This is a genomic window from Fluviispira sanaruensis, assembly GCF_004295685.1.
Lineage (GTDB): Bacteria > Bdellovibrionota_B > Oligoflexia > Silvanigrellales > Silvanigrellaceae > Silvanigrella > Silvanigrella sanaruensis.
Genome location: NZ_AP019368.1, coordinates 2,727,291 through 2,750,655 on the forward strand (window position 1 = coordinate 2,727,291; position 23,365 = coordinate 2,750,655).

The following is a 23,365-nucleotide window of genomic DNA, read 5'->3' on the forward strand; positions in this document are numbered from 1 at the left end:
TCACCTCACCAACTAGCCTTGACCATTCCAGGAATTTGACCGGAAAGGGCGTTTTTACGTAAGCAAATACGACATAAACCAAAATCTCTGTAATATGCGCGAGGACGACCGCATTGATTGCAGCGGTTGTGCTGACGCGTAGAAAATTTGGCTTTTTTATTTGCCTTATTAATCATAGCTAAACGAGCCACAGCTTCCCCTTTTACTTTCTAAACGGCATATCAAGGAGAGTAAGAAGTTCACGCGCTTCTTCATCTGTTTTCGCAGATGTCACAATTGTGATACTCAAACCACGAGTTTTATCTACTTTATCCGCTTCGATTTCTGGAAAGATAATCTGTTCGCGGATGCCAAGAGAATAATTACCACGACCATCAAAACTATTTGACGAAACACCACGGAAGTCACGTACGCGAGGTAGCGCTACCGAAACGAGCTTGTCATAGAATTCAAACATGCGCTCTTTGCGAAGAGTAACAGAAGCGCCAATTGGCATTCCTGCGCGAAGTTTAAATGTCGCAATAGATTTTTTAGCACGAGTAATTACAGACTTTTGGCCAGTAATTAATTCAAGCTCAGCAGCAGCTGCTTCAAGAGCTTTAATATTCTGAGTAGCTTCGCCTTGGCAGGTATTGACAACGATTTTTACGATCTTAGGAAGCTCCATAACATTCTTTTCGGAATGACGCTTTTTAAGTTCTGGTAAAACTTTGTCGTTGAACTTTGCCATGAATCTTGGTTTTACACCTTTTGAGTGCTCACCGCGAACCACTACTGCGCCGTAATCAGCGCCTTTTTTGCCAGTAGGTTTTTTACCTGCCTGATTTTTTTCGCTTGCCATGGATTATAGAACCTCCGGAGCCAAGCTGATAATCTTGCCACAATTACGTTGTCTTAATTCACGAGCGATTGGTCCGAAAATACGGGTACCAACGGGCTCCTTTTCATTTTTGACAATTTTTACAAGAACAGCAGCATTTTCATCAAAACGAATTCGAGACCCATCAGCTCTCGAAACTTCTTTCTTACAACGAACCACAATTGCCTTGTGTACTTCGCCTTTCTTAACACGCCCACCAGGCACAGCATCCCGTACGGAGACTACAATCAAATCGCCAACACGTGCATAACGGCGGAAAGAACCACCCATAACACGAATGACATTGAGAGTACGCGCCCCGCTATTATCGGCTGCTACCAGGATAGATTCTGGCTGAATCACGATACACCCCATTAAATGAGAAAGAAAATAGAAACTATCTTACAATGTTGCTATCTTAGCGACTAACAACAGAAACAATTTTCCAAGATTTACTCTTAGAAACACGACTGCATGGCAAAATATCAACATCTTTGCCAACAACTACATCTGCAATTCCGGATGTATCTGCAAAAACAGATGTGTGTAAGTGAAGGCGTTTGCCGTATGTTCCGTTAGGAACAACACGTGGAACTTCCACTTTTACTGTCTTTGTGTCTTTTGAAACCGCAACAACACGACCTCTGATAGGATTTTTTGTGATTTTTGCATTTTCCATGATATTACCCCAATTATTTAGCGGATTGTGCTTTTTTACGAGAAACGATTTTAAGATCTCTTCTCAGCCCTGCAATACCACCCGCATTCGAAATGAGAGCAGGATCCATGGAAACTCTAAACTTCACGAGCTCTTTAACAAGCTCAGTGTGCTTAGTGGATGCATCACTTGAATTCAAATCAGCAAACTTTTTTTGTTTTTTCATTGATTTTCCCAAACCTTATCACTTCTGCTCATCATACGAGTTTTGAATGGAAGCTTAGCCGCAGCCAGCTCGAAAGCCTCTTGAGCAAGGTTTGCTGGAACGCCCTGAATTTCAAAAATAACTCGACCGGAGCGAATAGGACAAACCCAACGATCCAAACCACCTTTACCAGAACCCATACGTGTTTCAGCAGGTTTCTTAGTGATTGGCTTATCTGGAAACACACGAATCCAAACCTTTCCACCACGCTTTATGTGGCGAGTCAAGGCAATTCGACTTGCTTCGATCTGACGAGCTTCAAGTTTCCCTGGTTCTACAGCCTGAAGAGCAAAATCTCCAAAATCTACGCTATTGCAGCGGTCTGCAATACCTTTGATACGACCTTTGTGAGATTTACGAAACTTTACTTTTTTTGGAGCTAACATATTCTAATTACTCCTCATTGCGCAAATTCTTGGTACTAACAGCAGAGCTAGCTGTTTTTCCAAAAACTTCACCCTTAAATAACCAAACCTTAACCCCAATGAGACCATAGGTTGTCAACGCTTCAGAAGTGCCGTAGTCGATGTCTGCACGAAGAGTATGAAGAGGAACGCGTCCTTCCATATACCATTCTGTACGAGCCATTTCAGCTCCATTCAAACGACCTGCTACGCGAATCTTGATACCTTTTCCGCCAGCTTTCATAGCTTGTTGCATAACCTTCTTCATAGCTCTTCTGAAGGAAACGCGTTTTTCAAGCTGTTGAGCAACGTTAAATGCAGCGAGTTGTGCATTTGTATCAGGACTCTTTACTTCAAAAACATCAACTTTGATATTCTTGTCGTTCGTTTTAAGAACTGTTCTTACTTCATCACGAAGAAGCTCAATTCCCTTACCTTGCTTGCCAATAAGTTTACCAGGTTTAGCTGTGTAAACTTTAACAACTACTTGTTTAGCAGCGCGTTCGATTTCAACACGAGCGACGCCTGCTTCTGAATATTTTTTTGAGATGAACTTGCGAACATTCAAGTCTTCATTAAGATTTTTTGCGAATTCGCGCTTACTAAACCAGCGAGAATCCCAAGTCTTGTTGATTCCAAGTCTCAAACCAATTGGATGTACTTTCTGACCCACTGCTGTACCCTCTGTTAATTAAGTTTAAGACGAATAGTTAAGTGCGACGTCTTTTTAAGAATTGGCGTTGCACGTCCTTGAGCGCGTGGCATAAACATGCGACGGCGTGGACCTTCATTCACTACAAAATCACTAATTACAGTGTTTACAGCGCTATTTTCAGGAAGCTGAGCCAACGCAGAGCGAATGAGCTTTACGGCAGCAACAGAACCAGAGCGTCTTTCAACAGAAAGGATTGCTATAGCCTGTGGAACAGTTTTGCCAATAATCATTGGCCTTAACAATCTAGCTTTACGTGCAGTACACTTTGCAGCATAGTGTGTTGCTTTTGCGTCCATAACTTACCTCTTACTTTTTCTTAGCGGCTTTTTTATCCGCACCATGACCATGGAAAGTACGAGTTGGCGCAAACTCACCAAGCTTGTGTCCTACCATGTTTTCGTTCACATAAACTGGAACGAATTTCTTTCCATTGTGAACTGCAAAAGTTAATCCAACAAAATCAGGAAGAATTGTTGAACGGCGACTCCAAGTTTTAATAACCTTAGCGGCACCTTTGTTCTTTTCTGCTGCTTTGAACAGATAGGAGTCAACAAAAGGACCCTTTTTCAACGAACGTGGCATGCTTTTACCTCTTAACCAATTCGAAAATTATTTCTTACGACGGCTTACGATAAACTTATCGCTCGGTTTAACCTTGCGAGTTTTATAACCCTTAGACAATTGACCCCATGGAGAACATGGATGACGACCACCACTTGTACGGCCTTCACCACCACCCATTGGATGGTCTACAGGGTTCATAGCGACACCACGAACAGTTGGGCGAACACCTTTCCAACGATTACGGCCAGCTTTTCCAAGGGATACATTCATATGATCCGCGTTGGAAACGGTACCGATAGTCGCATAGCAATCTTCAGGTATAAGACGAAGTTCCCCAGATGGCATACGGATTTGAGCATATTGCTCTACGCGACCAACTAAGGTTGCAGAAGCGCCCGCACTACGAACAAGCTTTGCACCTGCCCCAGGACGCATTTCAATACTGTGAACAACTGTACCCGCTGGAATTTTCTTGAGCGGAAGACTGTTGCCAGCTTTGATATCTGCTTCGCCTGAAGCGATAACTTTTGTACCAACCTTAACGCCATCTGTTGCGAGAGCGTAGCGACGATCTCCATCAACGAACTTAATTAAGGAAATAAATGCAGTACGATTTGGATCGTACTCGACAGAAGTTACTACACCTTCGACGTCTTTACGAGATCTTTTCCAATCGATAACACGGTATTTTACCTTATTACCACCGCCGTGATGGCGAACAGTAATACGGCCGTTGTTATTACGACCAGCCTTACGAGGCTTTGCAGCCAAGAGAGGCTTGTAAGGAGTATCAGTCGTAAGAACTTCTCTGTAGTTAATATAACTCTGTGTTCTTGTTGTGGCCGTATATGGCCTTAATTGTCTGATTCCCATTTTCCTCATCCTTGCGCGATAATTCGAGGATTTTTCCGCGCACTAAAAAAACACCAACAAAACCGAAGAAGCTTATTCTGCAGCAGCATCAGCTGGAGCGGCTACGACTGGAGCTGGAAGCTCTTGACCATCTTTAAGACGAATGAACGCCTTCTTGATGTTAGGAAGCTTAACTTCAACAGCACCACTTTTTTTAGAACGAGCTTTACGAACAACTCTTCCACGTAAAATAGAAGTATTTACATCTACAACGTCAACACCAAATACATCTTTAACAGCTGCTTTGATATCTGTTTTTGTAGCTTTAAGATCAACTTTAAGTGTGTAAACCTTACTTTCTAAAAGACCGTATGATTTTTCGCTTAAAATTGAACCTTTAATAACATAATCTGAACGCATGTTCATTTCCTTTCTTCAAAATTCAGTCTGCAAGTCTTGATTCAAGAACTTTGAACGCTTCTGGACTTGCAACAAGACTGCGCGCTTGAAGAACAGTGAATGCATTCACTTGCTCTGGGCTCACAAGGTGCACGCCGCGAATGTTGCGAAGAGCACGGATTGTGTTTTCACTTGGATTACTGAGGCAAACCAAAGTATTCCCTGTGAAATCAGCAACGCTTTTTAGTACAGTTGCTGCGTCTTTTGTTTTTCCACTTGCGAAATCAAGTGCGCCAACGAAAACTTTACCAGATTTAACACGCTCAGAAATTGCAATTCCAAGAGCCACGCGACTCATTTTCAATGGAATCGCTTGACGATAGTCACGTGCTTTTGGTCCATGAGCTACACCACCACCAACATGGAGTGGAGCAACGAAAGAACCGCGACGCGCGCTACCTGTTTTCTTTTGCTTATAAGGCTTTTTACCAGTGGACTTAACCATTGCGCGTGTTTTAACGCCAACAGTACCTTGTCTTTGGTTGGCTCTGTAAGCCTTAACAACTTGCCAGAGAGTGCCTTTATTACGGTCAGCGTAGCTAACCAAACTCTCTGGAAGGTTTTCTATTTTAGACAACATTTTGCTATCCCTTCCCAAAACTTAAATTTAAACAAATACCATACCGCCGCGTGCACCAGGAACACCGCCTACGACAGCCATAATTGACTCTTCATGAGACCAGTAAGCAACCTGAACATTGCGGAGAGTTACTTGTACATTACCGTCTTGGCCTGGCATTTTTTTGCCTTTCATAACGCGACCAGGTTCAGTACGCATACCGATAGAACCAGGAGATCTATGAAAACGGCTACCATGGCTCGCAGGACCGCCTCCAAAACCATGACGAGTCATAGCGTCTTGAAAACCGCGACCTTTTGAAAAGCCAGTAATTTTTAATTTTTGTCCGACAGTGAGAGAAGGAGCTTTAAGAGGTGAGCCTACTTCAAATTCAGCAGGATTTTCTACAACCCATCCACGAACTAGTTTATTCTTGTGACCAGTTTCGTATTCAACAACGACAACGACTTGGCCATTCGCCAATTTCTCGTGTCTTACAACCTTAGCTGGCTGCATTTTTAATACAGTTACGCCTTGAGCTGCGCCAATCTGCGTAAATGCACTAGTCATGCCAACTTTGCTAAAAGCATAACGTACCATATGACTTTAACTCCTGCTGGATGCGATAAATCACAGCGCCAGCTTGTTGTTAAAACTTTCTAACATAAAGTCAGAAAGTATAATTAAATAAATCAATAAAAATCGATTATTAGTAAAGATTGATTTCTACATCAACACCAGCTGCGAGGTCGAGCTTCATAAGGCCATCAACAGTTTGTTGTTTTGGCTCGAGAAGGTCGATCAAACGACGGTGCGTGCGGATTTCGAACTGCTCACGAGACTTTTTGTCTACGTGCGGAGATCTCAATACTGTATAACGATTAATAATTGTTGGCATTGGAACAGGACCAGCTATTTTAGCTCCTGTGCCTTTTGCCTTGTTAATAATTTGAGCTACGCTCTGGTCAACCAGAGATACATCATAGCCCTTGAGACGAATACGGATTTTTTGGCTTTCCATTCAATTACACTCCAAACCGTTGGGCGTCGATTCGTAACGTAGAACGACGCCCACTGTCAAGCAAAATTTATAAAATTTAAGCAATATCTAAACATACCGAACAGGTTAAAATTGCTTATCTCATTTGGTGATGCGAACCTGTCCCAAGGCGTGCAACAACTTGTGGTATCGAAGCCTCGATAATGGCTTCAGCATCGAGACTCTGACCTTCAACAAACATATCGAGATTGTTGTAGTAGTTCACACCTGTTCCAGCAGGAATCAAACGACCCATGATGACATTTTCTTTGAGGCCACGCAAAAGATCCTTGCGTCCAGCAAGAGCCGCTTCTGTAAGCACTCTTGTTGTCTCTTGGAAAGATGCTGCTGAGATAAATGATTCTGTTGAAGATGCCGCTCTCGCAATACCAAGGAGAAGAGGTTCAGCTGTTGCTGGACGCGCTCCTCTTTGCATAGCAAGTTCGTTTTGCTCTTCAAAAGTCCATTTTTCGATCTGCGCTGCAGGTAAAAATTCAGTATCCCCTGGATCCTTAATACGAACACGACGGAGCATTTGCTTAACGATAATTTCAATATGCTTATCGTCGATGTTCACACCTTGCAGCTTATAGACTGCTTGGATTTCAGAAACAAGGTAACTCGCCAAGGCTTTTTCACCAAGAACTTTTAAGATGTCATGTGGGTTCAATGGACCATCAACAAGAGGCTCACCCGCACGAATAAAGTCGCCTTCGGTTACAACAACGTGGCGTCCCTTTGGAATGAGATACTCACGGCTGTCTCCGCCACCCATTTCTGGATTGACGACAACACGTCTTTTACCTTTGATATCTGCACCAAAGGAAACAAAACCATCAATTTCAGAGATAATCGCAAAGGTTCTGCGTTTTTGAGCAAGGAAAAGCTCAGCAACGCGTGGAAGACCACCGGTAATATCTTTTGTTTTTGCCTGTTCACGAGGAATTTTAGCAAGAACATCACCAGGATAAACCATATCCCCATCCGCAAACATGATAGTCGCACCACTTGGAAGCGGGTAACGCGCATCACGGGTTTCTGTAATTCGAATAGCAGTGCCAGAAGAGTCGGTTACAACGATTGCAGGTTTGATTTTTGTGTCTTTGTTTTCAATAACAACACGACGGGTCAAACCAGTTACTTCGTCAGTACGTTCTTCGACAGATACACCTTCGAAAAGGTCTTGGAACTTAACTTTACCAGGAACTTCGGAAACGATGACAACAGAGTGCGGATCCCATTCAATAAGCATGGTACCTACTTTTACACTCGCTCCATCTTTTACAAAGACTTTAGAACCATATGGAATAGAATGGCGGTCACGTTCAATACCATCAAGGTCATAAACAATAACTTCACCATTACGGCCCATTGCAGTGTCCCATTCAGAACGCCCTTTTACGAGGCTGACATTGGAAAGCTGAACAGTACCCTCTGCCTTCGCTTCATAAGAAGAAGCTTGGGATTGAGTTGTCGCAGTACCACCCGAGTGGAACGTACGCATTGTTAACTGAGTTCCAGGCTCACCAATAGACTGAGCTGCAATTACACCGACCGCTTCACCTACGTTCACGAGGTTACCTGTCGCAAGGTCACGACCGTAGCATTTTGCACAAACGCCACGGCGGGTACGACAAGTTAAAACAGAACGCACATAGACACGGTCAATTTTAGCCTGATCGAGGCGGATAACCGCTTCTTCATTGATTTCTTCGTTTGCTTTGACAATCACTTCGCCGGTTGCACGGTTCTTGATGTCATAAAGAGATGTTCTTCCAAGCGTACGGTTTCCAACGCGTTGGATTACTTCTCCACCTTCAACCACAGAAGTGATTTCAACTCCGTCGAGAGTTCCACAGTCTGTTTCGGAAATGATGGTATCTTGTGCAACATCCACTAACTGACGTGTGAGGTAACCTGAAGAAGCTGTTTTAAGAGCTGTATCGGCAAGACCTTTACGCGCACCGTGAGTGTTGATGAAGTACTGAAGAATTGTGAATCCTTCGCGCAAGTTAGAAGTCACTGGAGTTTCGATAATCTCACCTGTTGCTTTCGCAACGAGACCCTTCATCCCAGCGAGCTGACGCATCTGTTGCTTGGAACCACGGGCTCCAGAGTCGGCCATCATGTAAAGAGAGTTAAAGGATTGAATTCTAACTTCTTCACCTTTTTGGTTGACTGCTTTTTGTGTTTCAAGCTGCTTCAACATTTTTACGGTGATTTCGTCCTGAACACGTGACCAGATGTCAATTACTTTATTGTGACGTTCACCTTCTGTAATAAGACCTTCTGCGTATTGTTCACGAACTTCTTTAACTTCACTGTATGCTTCATCCAAGAGCTTTGTTTTCTCTTTTGGAATCATCATGTCTTTAATTGCGATAGAAATACCCGACTCTGTTGCATAACGATAACCTAATTCACGCAATGCATCGGCTAAGAGAACAGTCTCTTTTGCTCCGCAAAGACGGTAGGTATCGTTTACAAGCACAGCCAAAGCCTTTTGATCGAGGGCTTTGTTGTACTTTTTAAAGAAAGGCACTTTATCTGGAATCACTTCTCTTAAGAGGCAACGACCCACTGTGGTTTGCACAAGCTCTTTGTCACCTTGGTGCTCGCGCACAAAAATACGGGTGTGGAGCTCAACAAAACCGTGATCATAGGCAACACGAACTTCTTCAAGACTGGAGAATTTCATGCTGTCGCCACGCAGAGTGATATTTTCACGTGTCAAATAGTAAAGACCAAGAACGATGTCTTTACGTGGCTCAATAATAGGCGTTCCGTGCTGAGGAGACAAAATGTTATTTGTCGACATCATAAGCACACGCGCTTCTATTTGAGCTTCGAGACTGAGTGGAACGTGAACGCACATCGTATCACCGTCAAAGTCCGCGTTAAACGCCTGACACACCAATGGGTGAAGCTGAATAGCCTTACCTTCGATGAGCACAGGTTCGAACGCCTGGATACCAAGGCGGTGCAATGTTGGCGCACGGTTCAAAAGAACAGGGTGTTCTTTTGTACATTCTTCAAGGAGATCCCATACTTCTGGACGTTCCTTTTCCACCATTTTCTTTGCACTTTTGATTGTTGAAACATAGCCTCTTTCTTCAAGTTTGTTGAAGAGGAAAGGTTTGAACATTTCAAGAGCCATAAGCTTAGGCAGACCGCATTGGTGCAAACGCAATTCTGGACCAGCCACAATTACAGAACGACCTGAGTAGTCCACGCGCTTACCGAGCAAGTTTTGACGGAAACGACCGCCTTTCCCTTTCAACATATCGGAGAGGGAACGGAGTGGACGCTTGTTAGGACCCGTGAAGACTTTTCCACGGCGACCATTGTCAAAGAGAGCATCGATAGCTTCTTGAAGCATACGTTTTTCGTTGCGCACGATAATTTCGGGCGCATTGAGCTCGATCAAACGCAGCAAGCGATTGTTACGGTTGATCACACGACGGTATAAGTCGTTGAGGTCAGAAGTCGCAAAGCGACCACCATCCAGTGGCACAAGCGGACGCAGGTCCGGAGGCAACACAGGGATAACGGACAACATCATCCATTCAGGACGGTTGTCACTCATGGTGAATGCACCCACAACCTTCAGCCTTTTGATAAGCTTTTTGCTTTGGGCATCGGAGGTTGTGTTCAATAGAGACTCTTTGAGATGCTCAGCAAGCTCAAAGACGTCTACGGATTGAAGCATTTCGAGAAGAGCATCGGCACCAATACCAACACGGAAAGCATTGTTTCCGAGTTCACGTACTTTTGCAGCAAAACGATCTTCTGAAATGAGTTCATGTTTTTTAAGATCGGAAGTTCCTGGATCGAGCACGATGTAAGATTCGCAATAAAGAACTTTTTCGAGGTCTTTAAGCGAGATGTCAACAACGCAGCCAATACGGGAAGGTAAACTTTTTAAGAACCAAATGTGCGCAACAGGACTGGCCAAGTTGATGTGACCGAGTCTTTCGCGACGCACTTTGCTTTCAATAACTTCCACGCCGCACTTTTCACAGACGGTTCCGCGGTGTTTTTTACGTTTGTATTTTCCACAAATACATTCGAAGTCACGAACGGGTCCGAAGATTTTTCCGCAGAAAAGTCCGTCACGTTCAGGCTTGAATGTTCTGTAGTTGATTGTTTCAGGTTTTTTAACTTCACCATAAGACCAACTTCTGATGCGCTCAGGAGAAGCTAAACCAATTTTTACTGCACTAAAATTCAAAGGATCTACAGGTTTTTCGAAGAAACTGTAAACATCTTTGGTACCTTCATTCATACTCATGCTTAAACTCCTTCGACTTTATTGGATTTCGCGCACATCACGTTGCAAGTCATCGAGACTGATTTCACTTTCATCGCGAATGAGGCTGACATCCAACGCAAGCGATTGCATTTCTTTGATAAGAACATTGAAGGATTCTGGTAAACCAGGAAGCATCATGTTCTCACCCTTAACAACAGCTTCATACATCTTTGTACGGCCTGCGATGTCGTCAGATTTAACAGTGAGGAATTCCTGAAGGGTGTATGCCGCACCATAGGCTTCCATCGCCCACACTTCCATTTCCCCAAGACGCTGACCACCGAACTGTGCTTTACCGCCTAAAGGTTGCTGTGTGACAAGGCTGTAAGGCCCAATGGAACGCGCATGGATTTTCTCATCGACCAAGTGGTGGAGTCGGAGAACATACATAACACCAACTGTAACTTGACGATTGAATTTCTCACCGGTTCTTCCGTCGTAAAGTGTAACTTGTCCAGATCTGTCGAGATCTGCGAGTTCGAGATATTTGAAAATCTCTTCTTCTACAGCACCGTCAAACACTGGGTTCGAGAGAGTAACACCTTCCTTATACTTGCGCACAAATTGGCGAAGTTCGTCGTTAGAGCATGTTTTAACAAACTCATGAACAGAAGGATCATCCCAAACCTTGCAGATATACTCTTCAAGTTCATGACGAGGAGCTGCTTTGTCGAGCATCTCATTGATTTTAATACCAATTCCACGTGCTGCCCAACCAAAGTGCGTTTCCATAATCTGACCGATGTTCATACGAGATGGAACCCCGAGCGGACTGAGAACGATATCTACAGGCTGGCCATTGTCTAGGAATGGCATGTCTTCGATAGGAACAATTTTTGAAATAACACCCTTGTTACCATGGCGACCCGCGAGCTTATCACCCACTTGCAGACGGCGTTTGATTGCAACGTAGACTTTAACCATTTTGATAACGCCTGGTGGCAATTCGTCACCACGTTTTGCACGGGCGATTTGGGTTTCTGTCATTTCACGAACGAGAGCAATTTTCTCATTCATAGATTTTTTGATTTTTGCCAGAAGAGCACTCTTGTCAGAGCTGATAACTTCTAGGGCTTTGATTTGCTCAATAGATAAATCAGCCAGCACTTCTGTTGTGAGTTTTTCACCTGAAGTGACTTTGAGTACGCCGCTTTCATTTTTAACTTCAATGCTGACTGCAGCCGTTTCGCCTGCAATGAGATCTTCAAGTTTTTCAGCCGTGGACTTACGGATGATTTGGATACGATCGCGTTCATCTTTTTTGAGTTTAGCAATTTCTTGCTCTTGAACTTGAATCATACGGCTATCGAGTTCAGCACCTTCACGCGAAAATACTTTTGCTCCAATAACAGTTCCTTGTACCCCTGGTGGAACACGAAGAGACGTGTCACGCACATCGGCTGCTTTTTCACCGAAAATAGCGCGGAGAAGTTTTTCTTCTGGAGTGAGCTGTGTTTCTGCTTTTGGAGTGAGCTTACCAACGAGGATATCGCCAGGTTTCACTTCAGCGCCCACACGCACAACACCGGCATCGTCGAGATCTTTTAGGGATTCGTCGCTGACGTTTGGAATATCGGAAGTGATTTCTTCTTTTCCAAGTTTGGTGTCACGGCTGATACATTCAAATTCCTGAATATAAACAGATGTATACAAGTCTTCACGGACAATGCGTTCAGACACAACGATACCATCTTCGTAGTTGTAACCATTCCATGGAAGGAATGCGACAACGACGTTTTGGCCAAGAGCGAGTTCGCCCATTTCCGTTGCAAAACCGTCTGCAATGATGTCATTGCGTTCAACTTTGTCACCAACTTTAACGATTGGTTTTTGGTTGACACAGGTATCAACGTTTGAACGGGTAAACTTGATGAGTGTGTAAATATCAACTTCAGAAGCCACTTCTGTGATGTCTGAGGATGCTTCATTGGTTTTGATAACAACGCGTTCTGCATCCACGGCGATAACTGTACCCGCACGACGCGCAACCACAGTCACACCCGAGTCAGCAGCCACAGTTCGTTCCATACCAGTCCCAACAAGAGGCGCTTTGGTTCTTAACAATGGAAGACCTTGGCGTTGCATGTTGGCACCCATGAGGGCACGGTGGGCATCGTCATTTTGCAGGAACGGAATAAGAGATGCCGCAACGGAAACCGCTTGGTTCGTTGCAACGTCCATTAAGTCCACTTCGTCTGCTGAGTAGATGTTTGTTTCCCCTGAACTACGTGCGTTCAAGAGATCATCTGCTTTGATTTTGTTTTCTTTATCGAGATGCATATACGCTTGCGCAATAACGTGATCGCGCCATTCATCGGTTGATGAATAGTAACGCACATCGTCAACAGGCAAACGATCAACCACAGAGCGATATGGCGTTTCAATAAAGCCATATTTGTTTACTTGGGCAAATGAAGCGAGCGAAACGATAAGACCAATGTTTGGACCTTCCGGCGTTTCAATCGGACAGATGCGTCCATAATGCGTTGGGTGTACGTCACGCACTTCGAAACCAGCTCTTTCACGGGAAAGACCACCAGGCCCGAGGGCTGAAAGACGGCGTTTATGATAAACCTCTGCGAGAGGGTTTGTCTGATCCATAAACTGACTTAACTGTGAAGAACCAAAGAATTCTTTCACAACAGCAGTCACAGGCTTCGCGTTGACAAGGTCATGCGGCATAAGGCTGTCAAGGTCTTGGAGTTGAAGACGTTCTTTAATAGCTCTCTCAATACGAGTTAAACCAATGCGGTATTGATTTTCGAGAAGCTCACCCACAGCACGCACACGACGGTTACCAAGGTGGTCAATATCGTCCACTTTGATTTTACCGCTGCGCACATCGAGGAGACGCTTCACAGAACCGATGATATCTTCACGGGTTAATGTGCGATAATCGATATCAATTTCGAGATCGAGTTTTTCATTTAATTTGAGACGACCAACACGGGAGAGGTCATAGCGATCTTTTTCAAAAAAGAGATTTTGGAAAAGATTACTTGCATTTTCAAGTGTGGGTGGATCACCTGGGCGCATTCTGCGATAAATTTCGAGCAACGCTTCTTCTGTATTGGCTGTTTTGTCAACCATAAGCGTGTCACGGAAAGAAGAGTCCACGTTGAGATCATCGATAAAGAGGATTTCAAACGAAGAGATTCCTTTGAGGACAATTGCTTCGAGAATTTTTTCTGAAATGTCCGTGTTGATTGGGAATAGAACTTCACCTGTGTCATCGTCGATGATGTCACGGCCAATGATTTTCCCAATAATTTCTTCGCGTGGGAATTGAAGTTCTTCAACACCAGCTGCTTTAAGTTGTTTAATATGTAAAGCTGAAATTTTACGGTTGCGTTTAACAAGTGTGTTACTTGGATTTTTAGGATCCATAATATCACTGGAAGCTCTTTGTCCACGCAAACGATCTAGGTTTACTTTACGGAAATACTGACCATCACGAATAACGACAGTTTCGCATTCGTAGAACTTGCCGAGCAATTCTTCCGTTGTATAACCAAGCGCCTTTAAGAGCACAGTTGCAGGCATTTTTCTGCGACGATCAATGCGGCAATAAAGGATATCTTTTGTATCGAATTCGAAATCGAGCCATGAACCACGGTAAGGAATAATACGTGCATTGTATAAAAACTTACCAGAAGAAAGTGTCTTTCCTTTGTCATGATCGAAGAAGACACCCGGGGAGCGGTGTAACTGTGAAACCACAACACGTTCTGTACCGTTAATAATAAAGGTACCGTTTTGTGTCATAAGTGGGATTTCACCAAAATAAACTTCTTGCTCTTTAAATCCACGGATGGATTTAACGCCTGTTTCATGGTCAACATCCCAAATAATGAGACGGATTAAGACCTTAACAGGTGCAGCGTAGGTCATGCCCTTTGACCGGCATTCCTCAACAGTGTACTTTGGTTCATCAAGTGAGTAACTGACGAATTCAACAGAAGCTGTTGCATCAAAATCTTGAACGGGAAATACGCTTTTGAAAACGCCCTGAAGACCAGCTTCAATACGATTTTCAGCGGAATCAGTACCTTGCAAGAATTCTGCGTACGACTTCTTTTGAATGTCAATTAGATTGGGCATACCAATAATAGGTTTGACTTTTGCAAAAGTGCGGCGGTGACGGACAAAGCTAGATGCCAAGTTGGCCATATGAAATCCTCTGCATGAGAAAGAAAGGATACAAATATAATAAATTGTGCAAAAAATAGGAAATGCGTCCTTTTGACATACCATAAGGAAGCAAAGCACACAATATTTGCACAATAGCAAAAGTCAAGCTAAAGAACGCATGTTCAATAGCTTGACTCTAAACAAACTAAACTCGGTAAAGAGTCTTGTTTATTATTTAACTTCAACAGTTGCGCCAACTGCTGTAAGTTTCTTTTTAATTTCTTCAGATTCAGCTTTAGTAACGCCAGCTTTAAGAGATTTTGGCGCGCCTTCAACGAGATCTTTAGCTTCTTTAAGACCAAGACCAGTGATAGCACGAACTTCCTTAATAACGTCAAGCTTTTTGTCGCCAGCTGCTTTGAGGATAACTTCGAATTCAGTTTGTTCAGCTGCTGCTGCTGCTGCGGGAGCTGCTGCCATCATAGCAACAGGAGCTGCTGCAGATACGCCAAATTTGTCTTCGAGTTCTTTAACAAGCTCAGCAGCTTGAATAAGAGTGAGGTTTTCGATGTAGGAAATGAATTGTTCTTTAGTAATAGACATTGTAAAGCCCTTATAAATTTTCTAGTTTCAAACGCGAAACTAATAGATTAAACACAAAATTAAAACACAAGTTGACAGCTAGTTTTAGCTCGCCTTTTTATCTTTGATGGCATTGAGAACTTGAACCAAGTTTCTAGGCACACCATTGAGCACATTGAGAAGTCCACGGTGTGGAGCAACCATTGAGCCGATAATTTGGCTGATAAGCACATCGCGAGATGGCAAAGATGCTAAGTTTTGAACAGCAGCAGGAGTCAAGGCGGATTTTTCCATATATCCACCCGTGATCTTGAGCTTTTCAAATTTCTTTGCGGACTCAGAAAATGCTTTAGCAGCGGCGGCAACGTCACCATAAGCAAAAACAACGCCGGTTTGACCAACGAAGAGATCAGAGATAACATTTTCATCTCTGCCTTCAACTGCTTTTTGAGCAATTGTATTTTTGACTACGTGAAAGTCAGCGTTGACTGCTTTGAGTTCACGACGCATAGCCGTAAGCTCTTCAACTGTCATCCCTGAGTAATTAGCTAGGAACACGGCGCCAGATTTGTCGAGAGACTCAACAACACTGTTACGCCACTGAAGTTTAGCGTTACGATCCAAGAGAATGCCTCCCCTAAGTTAATCGCACTCCCACAGGCAAAATGGGACTACGAGGTTGATAAACCGCAGGGGCCAAAGTCTATGCGGGATTTACACATCTGCAAAATGCAGAATAACCAGCAGTCTTAGACCCTTACGAAACTAAAAAATTATACTTTGAATTCAGCAGTTTCAAGACGAACAGAGGGGCTCATAGTTGAGCTTACATATGCCGACTTGATGTATGTGCCTTTGGCAGCTGCTGGTTTAGCTTTTACAATTGCATCAACAAATGCTTTTGCATTTTCTTCGATTTTTACAGCATCAAAAGAAACTTTTCCTACAGGAGCTTGGATAATACCAGCCTTGTTGACTTTAAATTCAACGCGACCTGCTTTAGCTTCTTTAACTGCAGTTTTAAGATCTTGAGTTACAGTTCCCACTTTTGGGTTTGGCATAAGACCGCGTGGCGCAAGAATACGACCAAGACGACCTACAAGACCCATCATGTCAGGAGTTGCAATGGCAGATTCAAAATCGAGCCATCCACCTTGAATTTTTTGTGCAAGCTCTTCGCCGCCAACATAATCAGCGCCAGCTTCTTCTGCTTCACGGATTTTTTCGCCTTTAGCAAATACTAAAACACGCACCTTTTTTCCAAGACCGTGAGGAAGAACAACCGCACCACGGACGTTTTGGTCAGCGTGGCGTGGATCGACACCAAGATTCATAGCAATTTCAACTGTTTCGTCGAATTTTGCATATGAAATTTCTTTAAGAAGCGCACTTGCTTCTGTTAAATTATAAGACTTTTCTGCATTTACTTTTGCAGAAGCAGCTTTTAATTTTTTACTAATTTTTCTTGCCATAATATATTCCTTTGAGGTTCATCGGCTTATAAAGCCTCCCTCGAAAAATTTAAGCTTTAACTTCAATGCCCATAGAACGAGCGGAACCTTTGATAAGGCTCTTTGCTGTTTCGATATCGTAGCAGTTCAAGTCAGGAAGTTTTGTTTTTGCAATTTCTTCAACTTGTTTATCTGTTACAGAACCAGCAATTGCTTTACCTGGAGTTTTACTTGCAGATTCAAGCTTAGCCGCTTGTTTCAGAAGAACACTTGCAGGTGGAGTTTTTGTGATAAATGTAAAGGATTTATCAGAATAAACTGTAATGATTGTTGGAAGAACAACACCTGGTTGCTTTTGCGTACGAGCGTTAAATTCTTTAACAAACATTGCGATATTAACACCGCGTTGACCCAAAGCTGGACCAACAGGTGGCGCTGCAGTTGCTTGCGCGCCTTTAATCTGGAGCTTAATAAGTCCTACGACTTTCTTTGCCATGGTTCTTTCCTCATAAAATGGAACAATCAGCCCAAAAAAAGGTGCGATTTGGGCGTGAGTGCAAAGCGATAATACAAAACTTTAAGAGTTGCAAGAGAAAAGGATGAGTATAAGGGAGTCGTATTCTTATTCCATCAACTTCTTAAATTCTCTTGTTAATATAGGCACCGCTTGGAAGAGATCGGCCACGATTCCAAAATCTGCTTTCTGAAAAATGGGAGCATCGACATCGGTGTTGATAGCCACAATACATTTTGAAGTTCTCATCCCGGAAAGGTGCTGAATGGAACCCGAGATCCCACAGGCAACATAGAGACCTGGATTGACTGTTTTCCCAGTTTGCCCAACTTGCATTTCATAGGGTGCGTAACCAGAGTCGACCGCTGCGCGTGATGCCCCCACGGAACCGTGGACAACATCTGCACATTCAAAGAGAATTTTGAAATTGTCCTTGCTTGCAATCGCACGACCACCCGAAATAATGATATTTGCTTCTGTTAAGTCAGGTCTTTCTCCAGCACCTTTGCGCACTTCTACAACCTTGGAGGTTATTTTTGCCCGATCGAAGTCGACAGCGAACTTCTCAACATTGGCTTGAGCGTTGGCATCAGCCACTTCGCTTGGGCGCACATTGGGGCGCAAGGTTATACATGTTATAGGCGCAGCGGAAACCGCCTGCTTCGCGCATTTACCTAAATACATTGGGATTTCTGCTACTACAGTTTCGCCATCCAAGGAAAAACCAACAACATCGGTGAGCATAGCTCCCTTGTTACGAATAGAAAGCCTTGGAAAGAAGTCACGCCCTGTTGGTGAGGCTGCTCCCACGACAACTGTATAACTATTTTTTTGGACAATTTGTGTGATGGCTTGGATCGTTGGCTCACCCTGATAAGTGTTTGTTTCAGGTGTGTCGACCACGTAAACTTTCGAAGCACCATATGTTGCAAGGGTTTTTGCATGCTGCTCACAGCCTTCACCCAATAAAACGGCATGTAGGTTTTCGGTTTTTCCACCAAGCATTTTCCTTGCTTCTGCGAGAGCTTCTCCAGCAGTTGATTTGAGCTTTCCATTTCTCACTTCAGCATAAACAAGAACTTTATGAGTCATTTTCTTCCCCTTATATAACCTTTGCTTCGGAGCGTAATAATTTGACCACTTCCGTTACCATTTCCTCGACGGGCTTACCTTTAAAGATTTTCCCTGGAGCTTTTTCAGGCGGAAGCTTATAAGTACGCACCTCAACTTTTGCTTTATCAGTGATAAGGTCAGCTGCTTTTTTTTCTGCAATTGGCTTCTTTTTTGCCTTCATAATACCTGGCAGAGAAGGGAATCTTGGATCATTTAAGTTTTGATGCGGAGCTATGAGTAAAGGAGTTTGAGCTTCATACACCTCAACAATTCCGCTTTCAACATCACGCTCAGCACGCACGCTTTTACCTTCATTTTGCCATTCAAGCTTTGAAATATTGACAAGACTTGGCATGCCTGCAAATTCCGCGACCATAGGACCCACATTTCCAGCACCTTCGTCGATGGTGTTGAGGCCCGCAAAAATAACATCAGGCTTTTCTTCTGCTACAACTTTGGAGATCGCCAAAGCCACAGAGTAAGAGTCAAGAGTGCCTGCATAGCCTTCTGTGTTAATCCACACACCACGATCCATACCCATAGCAAGCGCTTTGCGAATGGTTTCTTGGGCGCGGGAGGGGCCCACACTCACGACAACACTTTCACCTTTTAGCTTATCTTGCGTGCGGATAGCTTCTTCCATGGCATACTCATCGCATGGGTTAACCATGTATTTAAAATCAGATTCATCGATAGTTTTGCCACCACCAGAAATTTTAATAACTGTTTCTGTATCAGGAACATGTTTAGCAAGAACAAGAATTTTCACTTTAGTCCTCCGAGAAGGATTGTTTATTACATAAAAAAACACCACTAAGTCAGATTGAGATTACTTATTCTGACTAGGGTGTCAAAGGATTGATATGAGTTTCTTGGCGGAAGAGATGATTGATCTGTGAAAGATCTTTAGTCTTTTCTCTTTATACACACATGACGGCTGCGCGCATCGCCGCGACTTTCCGTGTCAAAACCCGCTTCAGAAATAACAACGTGTTGCTGACGACGCACAAATGAATTTTGCGGATTTAGACTTAATTCAGGAATACTCTTGTTTTTGAGCATTTTTTGCACTGCTTTATTTGCTTCTAGCAAAGCTTCTTCCATGTTTTGCTGACTTCTTGGATCTGCAGAATTGCTTTGTCCTTGGAAACTATTTTGGAATTTAGCAACAGCATTGCGCGTCTGCATTTTTCCTTCAGACCGTGGTTTTTCGGCCACCTGAGCTGCATTTTCAATCACAAAAGAGCTTTTTTCTACAGGTAAAGCTGAAGCTTCTGCACTGATTTGTGGTTTTTCAGTCTTTTCCACTCTCTCTTGCCTTGGCGCATGCTGCGATTTTCTCTCGTCTTTTTTGAAATGAGGCTTGTCTTTATCGCCTCTTTTTTGGGAATTTCTTTCATTGCGACGCGCATTTCTTTCCTCACGCTCACGATCGAAGAGTTCTTTAAACTGTTTTCGATAGGAAATTCCGCAAGGGGGACGAACATTCCAGTCAATGGCTTCTATGACTTGTTCTTTTGTTGTGTATTTCCACAGTGCGTATGAAGAAAAGAGTTCAAAATATGAGCCTAAATACTTTTTAGCAAATGAAGCTATAAGACTCCATATTTCTTGTACATAATTATCATCTAATTTCTCTTCAGTTTCAGATAATAATGGAAACAAAGAAAAAGGCTCACGCGATTCCGTTGAAGGCGCTGAAACATACTCTTTAAATTTTGTAAGAGCGGCAATGATATTTTTGCTGCTTGTCACCTTAGGTAAGACAGATGCAGGAAGCAGAGGGAAACCATGTCCAGTATAAGAGACAAGCAAGAATTCAATATCTGCAAACAAGGCAGCGATAGAATGCGAAAACCATGCGATATTTTCTAAGTTCACGGTTTCATTGCGATTAAAATGGGGTAAAACTTTAATATGATGAGCTATGATTTCGTTTAACAGTGATTTGAACACAGAGAGATCGAATGACTCAGGCTGAGCCCATGAGCCAATCAAGAACGGTTCAAATCGGAGGTGAGAATTGAATTCACCGTTGGCTTTGGATCGTGCTTCAAAAGCCTGGTGAACCGCATAAATAAAGGAATCTGAGTTAATTTCTATCTTTGTAGGTTCAGTCACAATAAAAAGTCCCATAAAAAGTTTGATAAAAGGTAAGCATGACACCTTCCTCAAGGAAAAGTAAAGTGACCCTGCGAAAGTAGGATTGCATCCTTAGAAAAGAGATAAACCCTAACGAAAGAAAAGTCACGAATGAATTTTCAAGCTCCGCAAAAAATAACTCTCGAAATGCGTTTGCAGCTTCTCCGAGAAAAACTCGCACATGTCCCACAAAAACCAGGGGTCTATCTCCACAAAGGGAAAGAGGGTGAGATCCTTTATGTAGGAAAAGCAAAAGCCCTAAACGCAAGACTTAAAAGCTATTTTACTGGTTTTGAGAGACAAACTCCAAAAACAAAAGCGCTGGTTGAAAAGATCTTTGACTTTGAAGTTATCGTAACAGAAAACGAATATGAATCGCTTATTCTTGAATGTAATCTTATAAAACACAATTTGCCAAATTATAATATTTTACTCCGTGACGATAAAACTTATCCATATATCAGAATAGATATGCATGAAGATTGGCCCCGCGTAATAACCACACGAAAAAGAAAAAAAGATGGAGCTCTGTATTTTGGCCCCTTTTCCATTTCAGGACAAATTCAACAGCTCATGGGTATTTTTAATCGATTTTTTCCATTAGTAAAATGCACTCCCAGTTTTTTTAAATCCGTAACACGCCCATGCAATTATTATGATATAAAAAGATGCCTTGGTCCTTGTAAACTTCCCGTAAAAAAAGAGGAATATTTACTGCATTTAAATGCAGTTATAAATATATTAAATGGAAAATATAAAGATATTTCAAAATTAATTAAAGAAAATATGTTAAAAAGTGCGGATAATTTAGAATTCGAAAAAGCTGCTTTATATCGCGAACAGTTGAAGGCATTAGAAGCATTGTCCAACCAACAATCTGTAACATTAAATGAAAATATTGAACTCGATATTATTGGCAGTTATTGGAATGAGGAATTGGTTACTTTTTATATTACAAATATTCGCGAAGGAAAAGTAGTGGGAGGCTATCCCAATGTCGTTGAGCACTTAGTAGAAGAACCAGAATTCGAAGAACAAAGAGACCATTTAAAAAGTGAAAAATCGAGAATTTACTCCTCTTTTATTTCACAGTATTATGAAAACAAATTTATTCCTAAAAGCATTTTATTCTCCAAAATTCTCAATCTAGATGAATATTTATTACTAGACGAATATTTATTCCAAAAAAAGAATAAAGAAAATAAATCCATAGAGAAAAATCAACCCATTTTATTTTTGACAAAAGAAGAATACTTTAAAAAAACAAAAATAAACAACAAAATTGATGAAAAAAAAGTTGGCGATCTTATCTCTTTATCCAATCAAAATGCTGAAAATAAATTCCATGAACAAGCAAAAATAGATGAATTCAGTCACAAAATGTTAAGCGCATTGATGACATTATTAAACTTAAATAGCTTACCTGCATGGATTGAGTGTTTTGATATATCTACTTTCCAAGGATCACAGACTGTTGCTTCTCAGGTTGTCTTTAAAAATGGGCGCGCTTCTAAAAAAGATTATAGGAAATATATTATTAAAGATCTTGTTGGAAAAAATGATGATTTTGCCAGTTTACGCGAAGTTATGCGCAGACGCTTCAAAGAAAGTGAAAAAGAAAAAATTCCAGATTTGCTGATAATAGACGGAGGTGAACCACAGATTCGCGAAGTGGCATGGCTCCTCAATTCCTTAGGGATTAAGTCAATTCCACTTGTTGGAATTGCAAAATCGAGAGTAAAAAATAATTTTTTTGATAAAGATCTCCAAAAAAGTTCAGAACGCTTAGTCGTACCGAAAAGAAACGCAGAAAATGAAATTGTCCCCAATGAGCATCCAGACACAATTATGCTTGAAAATGGCTCACTAGAGTATAGACTTGTGACACAAATGCGCGATGAAGCACATCGTTTTGCCATTACATTCCATAGAAAAAAAAGGGATTCATCTTCTATGAAATCTTTGCTGTCTGAAATAAAAGGTCTTGGGCCCAAAAGAAGAAAAAAACTGATAGAAGCATTTCCAAATTTAAAAGAAATTTTAAATGAAAAAATAGAATCAATCGTGCAAAAAACAGGGATACCTTTGCATATTATTCAAAATATATGTGATAAATTAAAAGAAATTTCTTAATTTCCTCTCAACTTCAAATAAAGAAACTCCTAAATGTGGAAAAATTTCCTAATATTCTTTCTGCTCGAAATGAAAAAAATCTCCTAGTAATTTCATAAATTTTTATTTTTACGCCAAAGACTTGGGCTTTCATAATTTACCAATGACCATATGCCGATTTTAAGTTTTTTGGCTTTTTTCTCCGCCGAAAAATATTCTTCTAAATTCAGACTTGCATTTAATTTACCACGATAAACTTCTGCCAAACCATTTTCTATCATTTTAATATTTACATTTATATTATCAATAAAAATTTCAGATAAATTACGGCCAAAGTGATCTTCACTGTAATTTTTAAGTTCTACTTTTTTTCCTTTTATAAGTGAATTTAAATAGTTTTTACTTTCAGTACCAAAAGCTTGACCTTTTTTTCCTTGTCCATGGGCAACTTCTGGGGCATCAATTGCTATAAGTCTTATTTTAATGTTGATATTATCGGAACTCCGCACACGACAGGTATCACCATCATGGCAGTTCACAACAAAATAAGTAAAGTCTTTTGCAAAAACATTTAAGCAAAAAAATAGAAAATAAAATATAAGCAGTTTTTTAAAATTTGTCATGTAAAACCGTT

At 41.9% G+C, this 23,365-nt stretch carries 25 protein-coding genes; 1 reads left to right on the plus strand and 24 read right to left on the minus strand.

Features of this window, described 5'->3' with window-relative positions; translation table 11 throughout:
- Positions 1 to 5: 5 nt before the first annotated feature.
- From EZS29_RS11475 to EZS29_RS11585, 23 genes are all read right to left on the minus strand, one after another.
- The gene (locus EZS29_RS11475) at positions 6 to 191 is read right to left on the minus strand and encodes a type Z 30S ribosomal protein S14 (RefSeq protein ID WP_130610668.1); all 186 of its coding nucleotides are present in this window, start codon (positions 189 to 191) and stop codon (positions 6 to 8) included.
- An 11-nt stretch (positions 192 to 202) separates the two neighbouring features.
- Positions 203 to 730 carry a 50S ribosomal protein L5 gene (gene rplE / locus EZS29_RS11480; protein ID WP_130612867.1) on the minus strand — a complete coding sequence of 176 codons (528 nt, stop codon included), beginning with the start codon at positions 728 to 730 and terminating at the stop codon, positions 203 to 205.
- Between the two features lie 114 nt (positions 731 to 844).
- Complete coding sequence (gene rplN / locus EZS29_RS11485) at positions 845 to 1,222, minus strand: 50S ribosomal protein L14 (protein ID WP_130610671.1); 378 nt, start codon at positions 1,220 to 1,222, stop codon at positions 845 to 847.
- 55 nt (positions 1,223 to 1,277) lie between these two features.
- Entirely contained in the window at positions 1,278 to 1,538 is a 261-nt protein-coding gene (rpsQ, locus tag EZS29_RS11490; protein ID WP_130610674.1) for a 30S ribosomal protein S17, read from the minus strand.
- 13 nt (positions 1,539 to 1,551) lie between these two features.
- Positions 1,552 to 1,743, minus strand: a complete 192-nt coding sequence (locus EZS29_RS11495; RefSeq protein ID WP_130610677.1) for a hypothetical protein — start codon at positions 1,741 to 1,743, stop codon at positions 1,552 to 1,554.
- Positions 1,740 to 2,168: a 50S ribosomal protein L16 gene (rplP, locus tag EZS29_RS11500; protein WP_130610680.1), complete on the minus strand. Its 429-nt coding sequence runs from the start codon at positions 2,166 to 2,168 to the stop codon at positions 1,740 to 1,742. The genes EZS29_RS11495 and rplP overlap by 4 nt, the downstream gene beginning before the upstream one ends.
- Positions 2,169 to 2,175: 7 nt before the next feature.
- Positions 2,176 to 2,859, minus strand: a complete 684-nt coding sequence (rpsC, locus tag EZS29_RS11505; protein ID WP_130610683.1) for a 30S ribosomal protein S3 — start codon at positions 2,857 to 2,859, stop codon at positions 2,176 to 2,178.
- A 14-nt stretch (positions 2,860 to 2,873) separates the two neighbouring features.
- Positions 2,874 to 3,197 carry a large ribosomal subunit protein uL22 gene (locus tag EZS29_RS11510; RefSeq protein ID WP_130610686.1) on the minus strand — a complete coding sequence of 108 codons (324 nt, stop codon included), beginning with the start codon at positions 3,195 to 3,197 and terminating at the stop codon, positions 2,874 to 2,876.
- A 10-nt stretch (positions 3,198 to 3,207) separates the two neighbouring features.
- Positions 3,208 to 3,483, minus strand: coding sequence for a 30S ribosomal protein S19 (gene rpsS, locus EZS29_RS11515; protein WP_130610689.1), 276 nt, complete (start codon positions 3,481 to 3,483; stop codon positions 3,208 to 3,210).
- A gap of 27 nt (positions 3,484 to 3,510) precedes the next feature.
- On the minus strand, positions 3,511 to 4,347 hold the full coding sequence (gene rplB, locus EZS29_RS11520; protein ID WP_315861832.1) for a 50S ribosomal protein L2: 837 nt from the start codon (positions 4,345 to 4,347) through the stop codon (positions 3,511 to 3,513).
- 63 nt (positions 4,348 to 4,410) lie between these two features.
- Positions 4,411 to 4,737, minus strand: a complete 327-nt coding sequence (rplW, locus tag EZS29_RS11525) for a 50S ribosomal protein L23 (RefSeq protein ID WP_172603914.1) — start codon at positions 4,735 to 4,737, stop codon at positions 4,411 to 4,413.
- A 22-nt stretch (positions 4,738 to 4,759) separates the two neighbouring features.
- Positions 4,760 to 5,356: a 50S ribosomal protein L4 gene (gene rplD, locus EZS29_RS11530; protein ID WP_130610699.1), complete on the minus strand. Its 597-nt coding sequence runs from the start codon at positions 5,354 to 5,356 to the stop codon at positions 4,760 to 4,762.
- 27 nt (positions 5,357 to 5,383) lie between these two features.
- Complete coding sequence (gene rplC / locus EZS29_RS11535; protein WP_130610702.1) at positions 5,384 to 5,935, minus strand: 50S ribosomal protein L3; 552 nt, start codon at positions 5,933 to 5,935, stop codon at positions 5,384 to 5,386.
- A 109-nt stretch (positions 5,936 to 6,044) separates the two neighbouring features.
- Entirely contained in the window at positions 6,045 to 6,356 is a 312-nt protein-coding gene (rpsJ, locus tag EZS29_RS11540; protein ID WP_130610705.1) for a 30S ribosomal protein S10, read from the minus strand.
- Between the two features lie 115 nt (positions 6,357 to 6,471).
- Complete coding sequence (gene rpoC, locus EZS29_RS11545; RefSeq protein ID WP_130612870.1) at positions 6,472 to 10,659, minus strand: DNA-directed RNA polymerase subunit beta'; 4,188 nt, start codon at positions 10,657 to 10,659, stop codon at positions 6,472 to 6,474.
- A gap of 24 nt (positions 10,660 to 10,683) precedes the next feature.
- Complete coding sequence (gene rpoB, locus EZS29_RS11550; RefSeq protein ID WP_130610708.1) at positions 10,684 to 14,856, minus strand: DNA-directed RNA polymerase subunit beta; 4,173 nt, start codon at positions 14,854 to 14,856, stop codon at positions 10,684 to 10,686.
- Positions 14,857 to 15,048: 192 nt separating this feature from the next.
- Complete coding sequence (rplL, locus tag EZS29_RS11555) at positions 15,049 to 15,420, minus strand: 50S ribosomal protein L7/L12 (RefSeq protein ID WP_216678669.1); 372 nt, start codon at positions 15,418 to 15,420, stop codon at positions 15,049 to 15,051.
- 84 nt (positions 15,421 to 15,504) lie between these two features.
- Positions 15,505 to 16,023, minus strand: a complete 519-nt coding sequence (gene rplJ / locus EZS29_RS11560; protein ID WP_172603915.1) for a 50S ribosomal protein L10 — start codon at positions 16,021 to 16,023, stop codon at positions 15,505 to 15,507.
- Positions 16,024 to 16,172: 149 nt separating this feature from the next.
- Positions 16,173 to 16,871: a 50S ribosomal protein L1 gene (gene rplA, locus EZS29_RS11565; protein ID WP_130610714.1), complete on the minus strand. Its 699-nt coding sequence runs from the start codon at positions 16,869 to 16,871 to the stop codon at positions 16,173 to 16,175.
- A 49-nt stretch (positions 16,872 to 16,920) separates the two neighbouring features.
- A complete protein-coding gene (rplK, locus tag EZS29_RS11570; protein WP_130610717.1) occupies positions 16,921 to 17,346 on the minus strand; it encodes a 50S ribosomal protein L11 in 426 nt (141 codons plus the stop codon).
- 126 nt (positions 17,347 to 17,472) lie between these two features.
- On the minus strand, positions 17,473 to 18,456 hold the full coding sequence (locus EZS29_RS16140) for an electron transfer flavoprotein subunit alpha/FixB family protein (RefSeq protein WP_130610720.1): 984 nt from the start codon (positions 18,454 to 18,456) through the stop codon (positions 17,473 to 17,475).
- 10 nt (positions 18,457 to 18,466) lie between these two features.
- Positions 18,467 to 19,246, minus strand: a complete 780-nt coding sequence (locus EZS29_RS11580; RefSeq protein WP_130610723.1) for an electron transfer flavoprotein subunit beta/FixA family protein — start codon at positions 19,244 to 19,246, stop codon at positions 18,467 to 18,469.
- 137 nt (positions 19,247 to 19,383) lie between these two features.
- On the minus strand, positions 19,384 to 20,598 hold the full coding sequence (locus EZS29_RS11585; RefSeq protein WP_172603916.1) for a R3H domain-containing nucleic acid-binding protein: 1,215 nt from the start codon (positions 20,596 to 20,598) through the stop codon (positions 19,384 to 19,386).
- A 132-nt stretch (positions 20,599 to 20,730) separates the two neighbouring features.
- On the opposite strand from EZS29_RS11585, the gene uvrC reads away from it, so the two are divergent.
- Entirely contained in the window at positions 20,731 to 22,752 is a 2,022-nt protein-coding gene (gene uvrC / locus EZS29_RS11590) for an excinuclease ABC subunit UvrC (protein WP_130610729.1), read from the plus strand.
- 92 nt (positions 22,753 to 22,844) lie between these two features.
- Here uvrC and EZS29_RS11595 read toward each other — a convergent pair whose 3' ends face one another.
- Positions 22,845 to 23,354: a thermonuclease family protein gene (locus EZS29_RS11595; RefSeq protein WP_130610732.1), complete on the minus strand. Its 510-nt coding sequence runs from the start codon at positions 23,352 to 23,354 to the stop codon at positions 22,845 to 22,847.
- Positions 23,355 to 23,365: the final 11 nt, after the last annotated feature.

Coding starts and splice junctions, on each gene's coding strand:
- rplE (WP_130612867.1), bottom strand. CDS start 730: ATGGCAAAGTTCAACGACAAAGTTTTACCAGAACTTAAAAAGCGTCAT.
- rplP (WP_130610680.1), bottom strand. CDS start 2,168: ATGTTAGCTCCAAAAAAAGTAAAGTTTCGTAAATCTCACAAAGGTCGT.
- rpoC (WP_130612870.1), bottom strand. CDS start 10,659: ATGAATGAAGGTACCAAAGATGTTTACAGTTTCTTCGAAAAACCTGTA.
- rplL (WP_216678669.1), bottom strand. CDS start 15,420: ATGTCTATTACTAAAGAACAATTCATTTCCTACATCGAAAACCTCACT.
- rplD (WP_130610699.1), bottom strand. CDS start 5,356: ATGTTGTCTAAAATAGAAAACCTTCCAGAGAGTTTGGTTAGCTACGCT.
- rpsJ (WP_130610705.1), bottom strand. CDS start 6,356: ATGGAAAGCCAAAAAATCCGTATTCGTCTCAAGGGCTATGATGTATCT.
- EZS29_RS11595 (WP_130610732.1), bottom strand. CDS start 23,354: ATGACAAATTTTAAAAAACTGCTTATATTTTATTTTCTATTTTTTTGC.
- EZS29_RS11495 (WP_130610677.1), bottom strand. CDS start 1,743: ATGAAAAAACAAAAAAAGTTTGCTGATTTGAATTCAAGTGATGCATCC.
- EZS29_RS16140 (WP_130610720.1), bottom strand. CDS start 18,456: ATGACTCATAAAGTTCTTGTTTATGCTGAAGTGAGAAATGGAAAGCTC.
- rpsQ (WP_130610674.1), bottom strand. CDS start 1,538: ATGGAAAATGCAAAAATCACAAAAAATCCTATCAGAGGTCGTGTTGTT.
- rplC (WP_130610702.1), bottom strand. CDS start 5,935: ATGGTACGTTATGCTTTTAGCAAAGTTGGCATGACTAGTGCATTTACG.
- rpsS (WP_130610689.1), bottom strand. CDS start 3,483: ATGCCACGTTCGTTGAAAAAGGGTCCTTTTGTTGACTCCTATCTGTTC.
- rplK (WP_130610717.1), bottom strand. CDS start 17,346: ATGGCAAAGAAAGTCGTAGGACTTATTAAGCTCCAGATTAAAGGCGCG.
- uvrC (WP_130610729.1), top strand. CDS start 20,731: ATGAATTTTCAAGCTCCGCAAAAAATAACTCTCGAAATGCGTTTGCAG.
- rplB (WP_315861832.1), bottom strand. CDS start 4,347: ATGAGGAAAATGGGAATCAGACAATTAAGGCCATATACGGCCACAACA.
- EZS29_RS11510 (WP_130610686.1), bottom strand. CDS start 3,197: ATGGACGCAAAAGCAACACACTATGCTGCAAAGTGTACTGCACGTAAA.
- rplW (WP_172603914.1), bottom strand. CDS start 4,737: ATGCGTTCAGATTATGTTATTAAAGGTTCAATTTTAAGCGAAAAATCA.
- rpoB (WP_130610708.1), bottom strand. CDS start 14,856: ATGGCCAACTTGGCATCTAGCTTTGTCCGTCACCGCCGCACTTTTGCA.
- rplA (WP_130610714.1), bottom strand. CDS start 16,871: ATGGCAAGAAAAATTAGTAAAAAATTAAAAGCTGCTTCTGCAAAAGTA.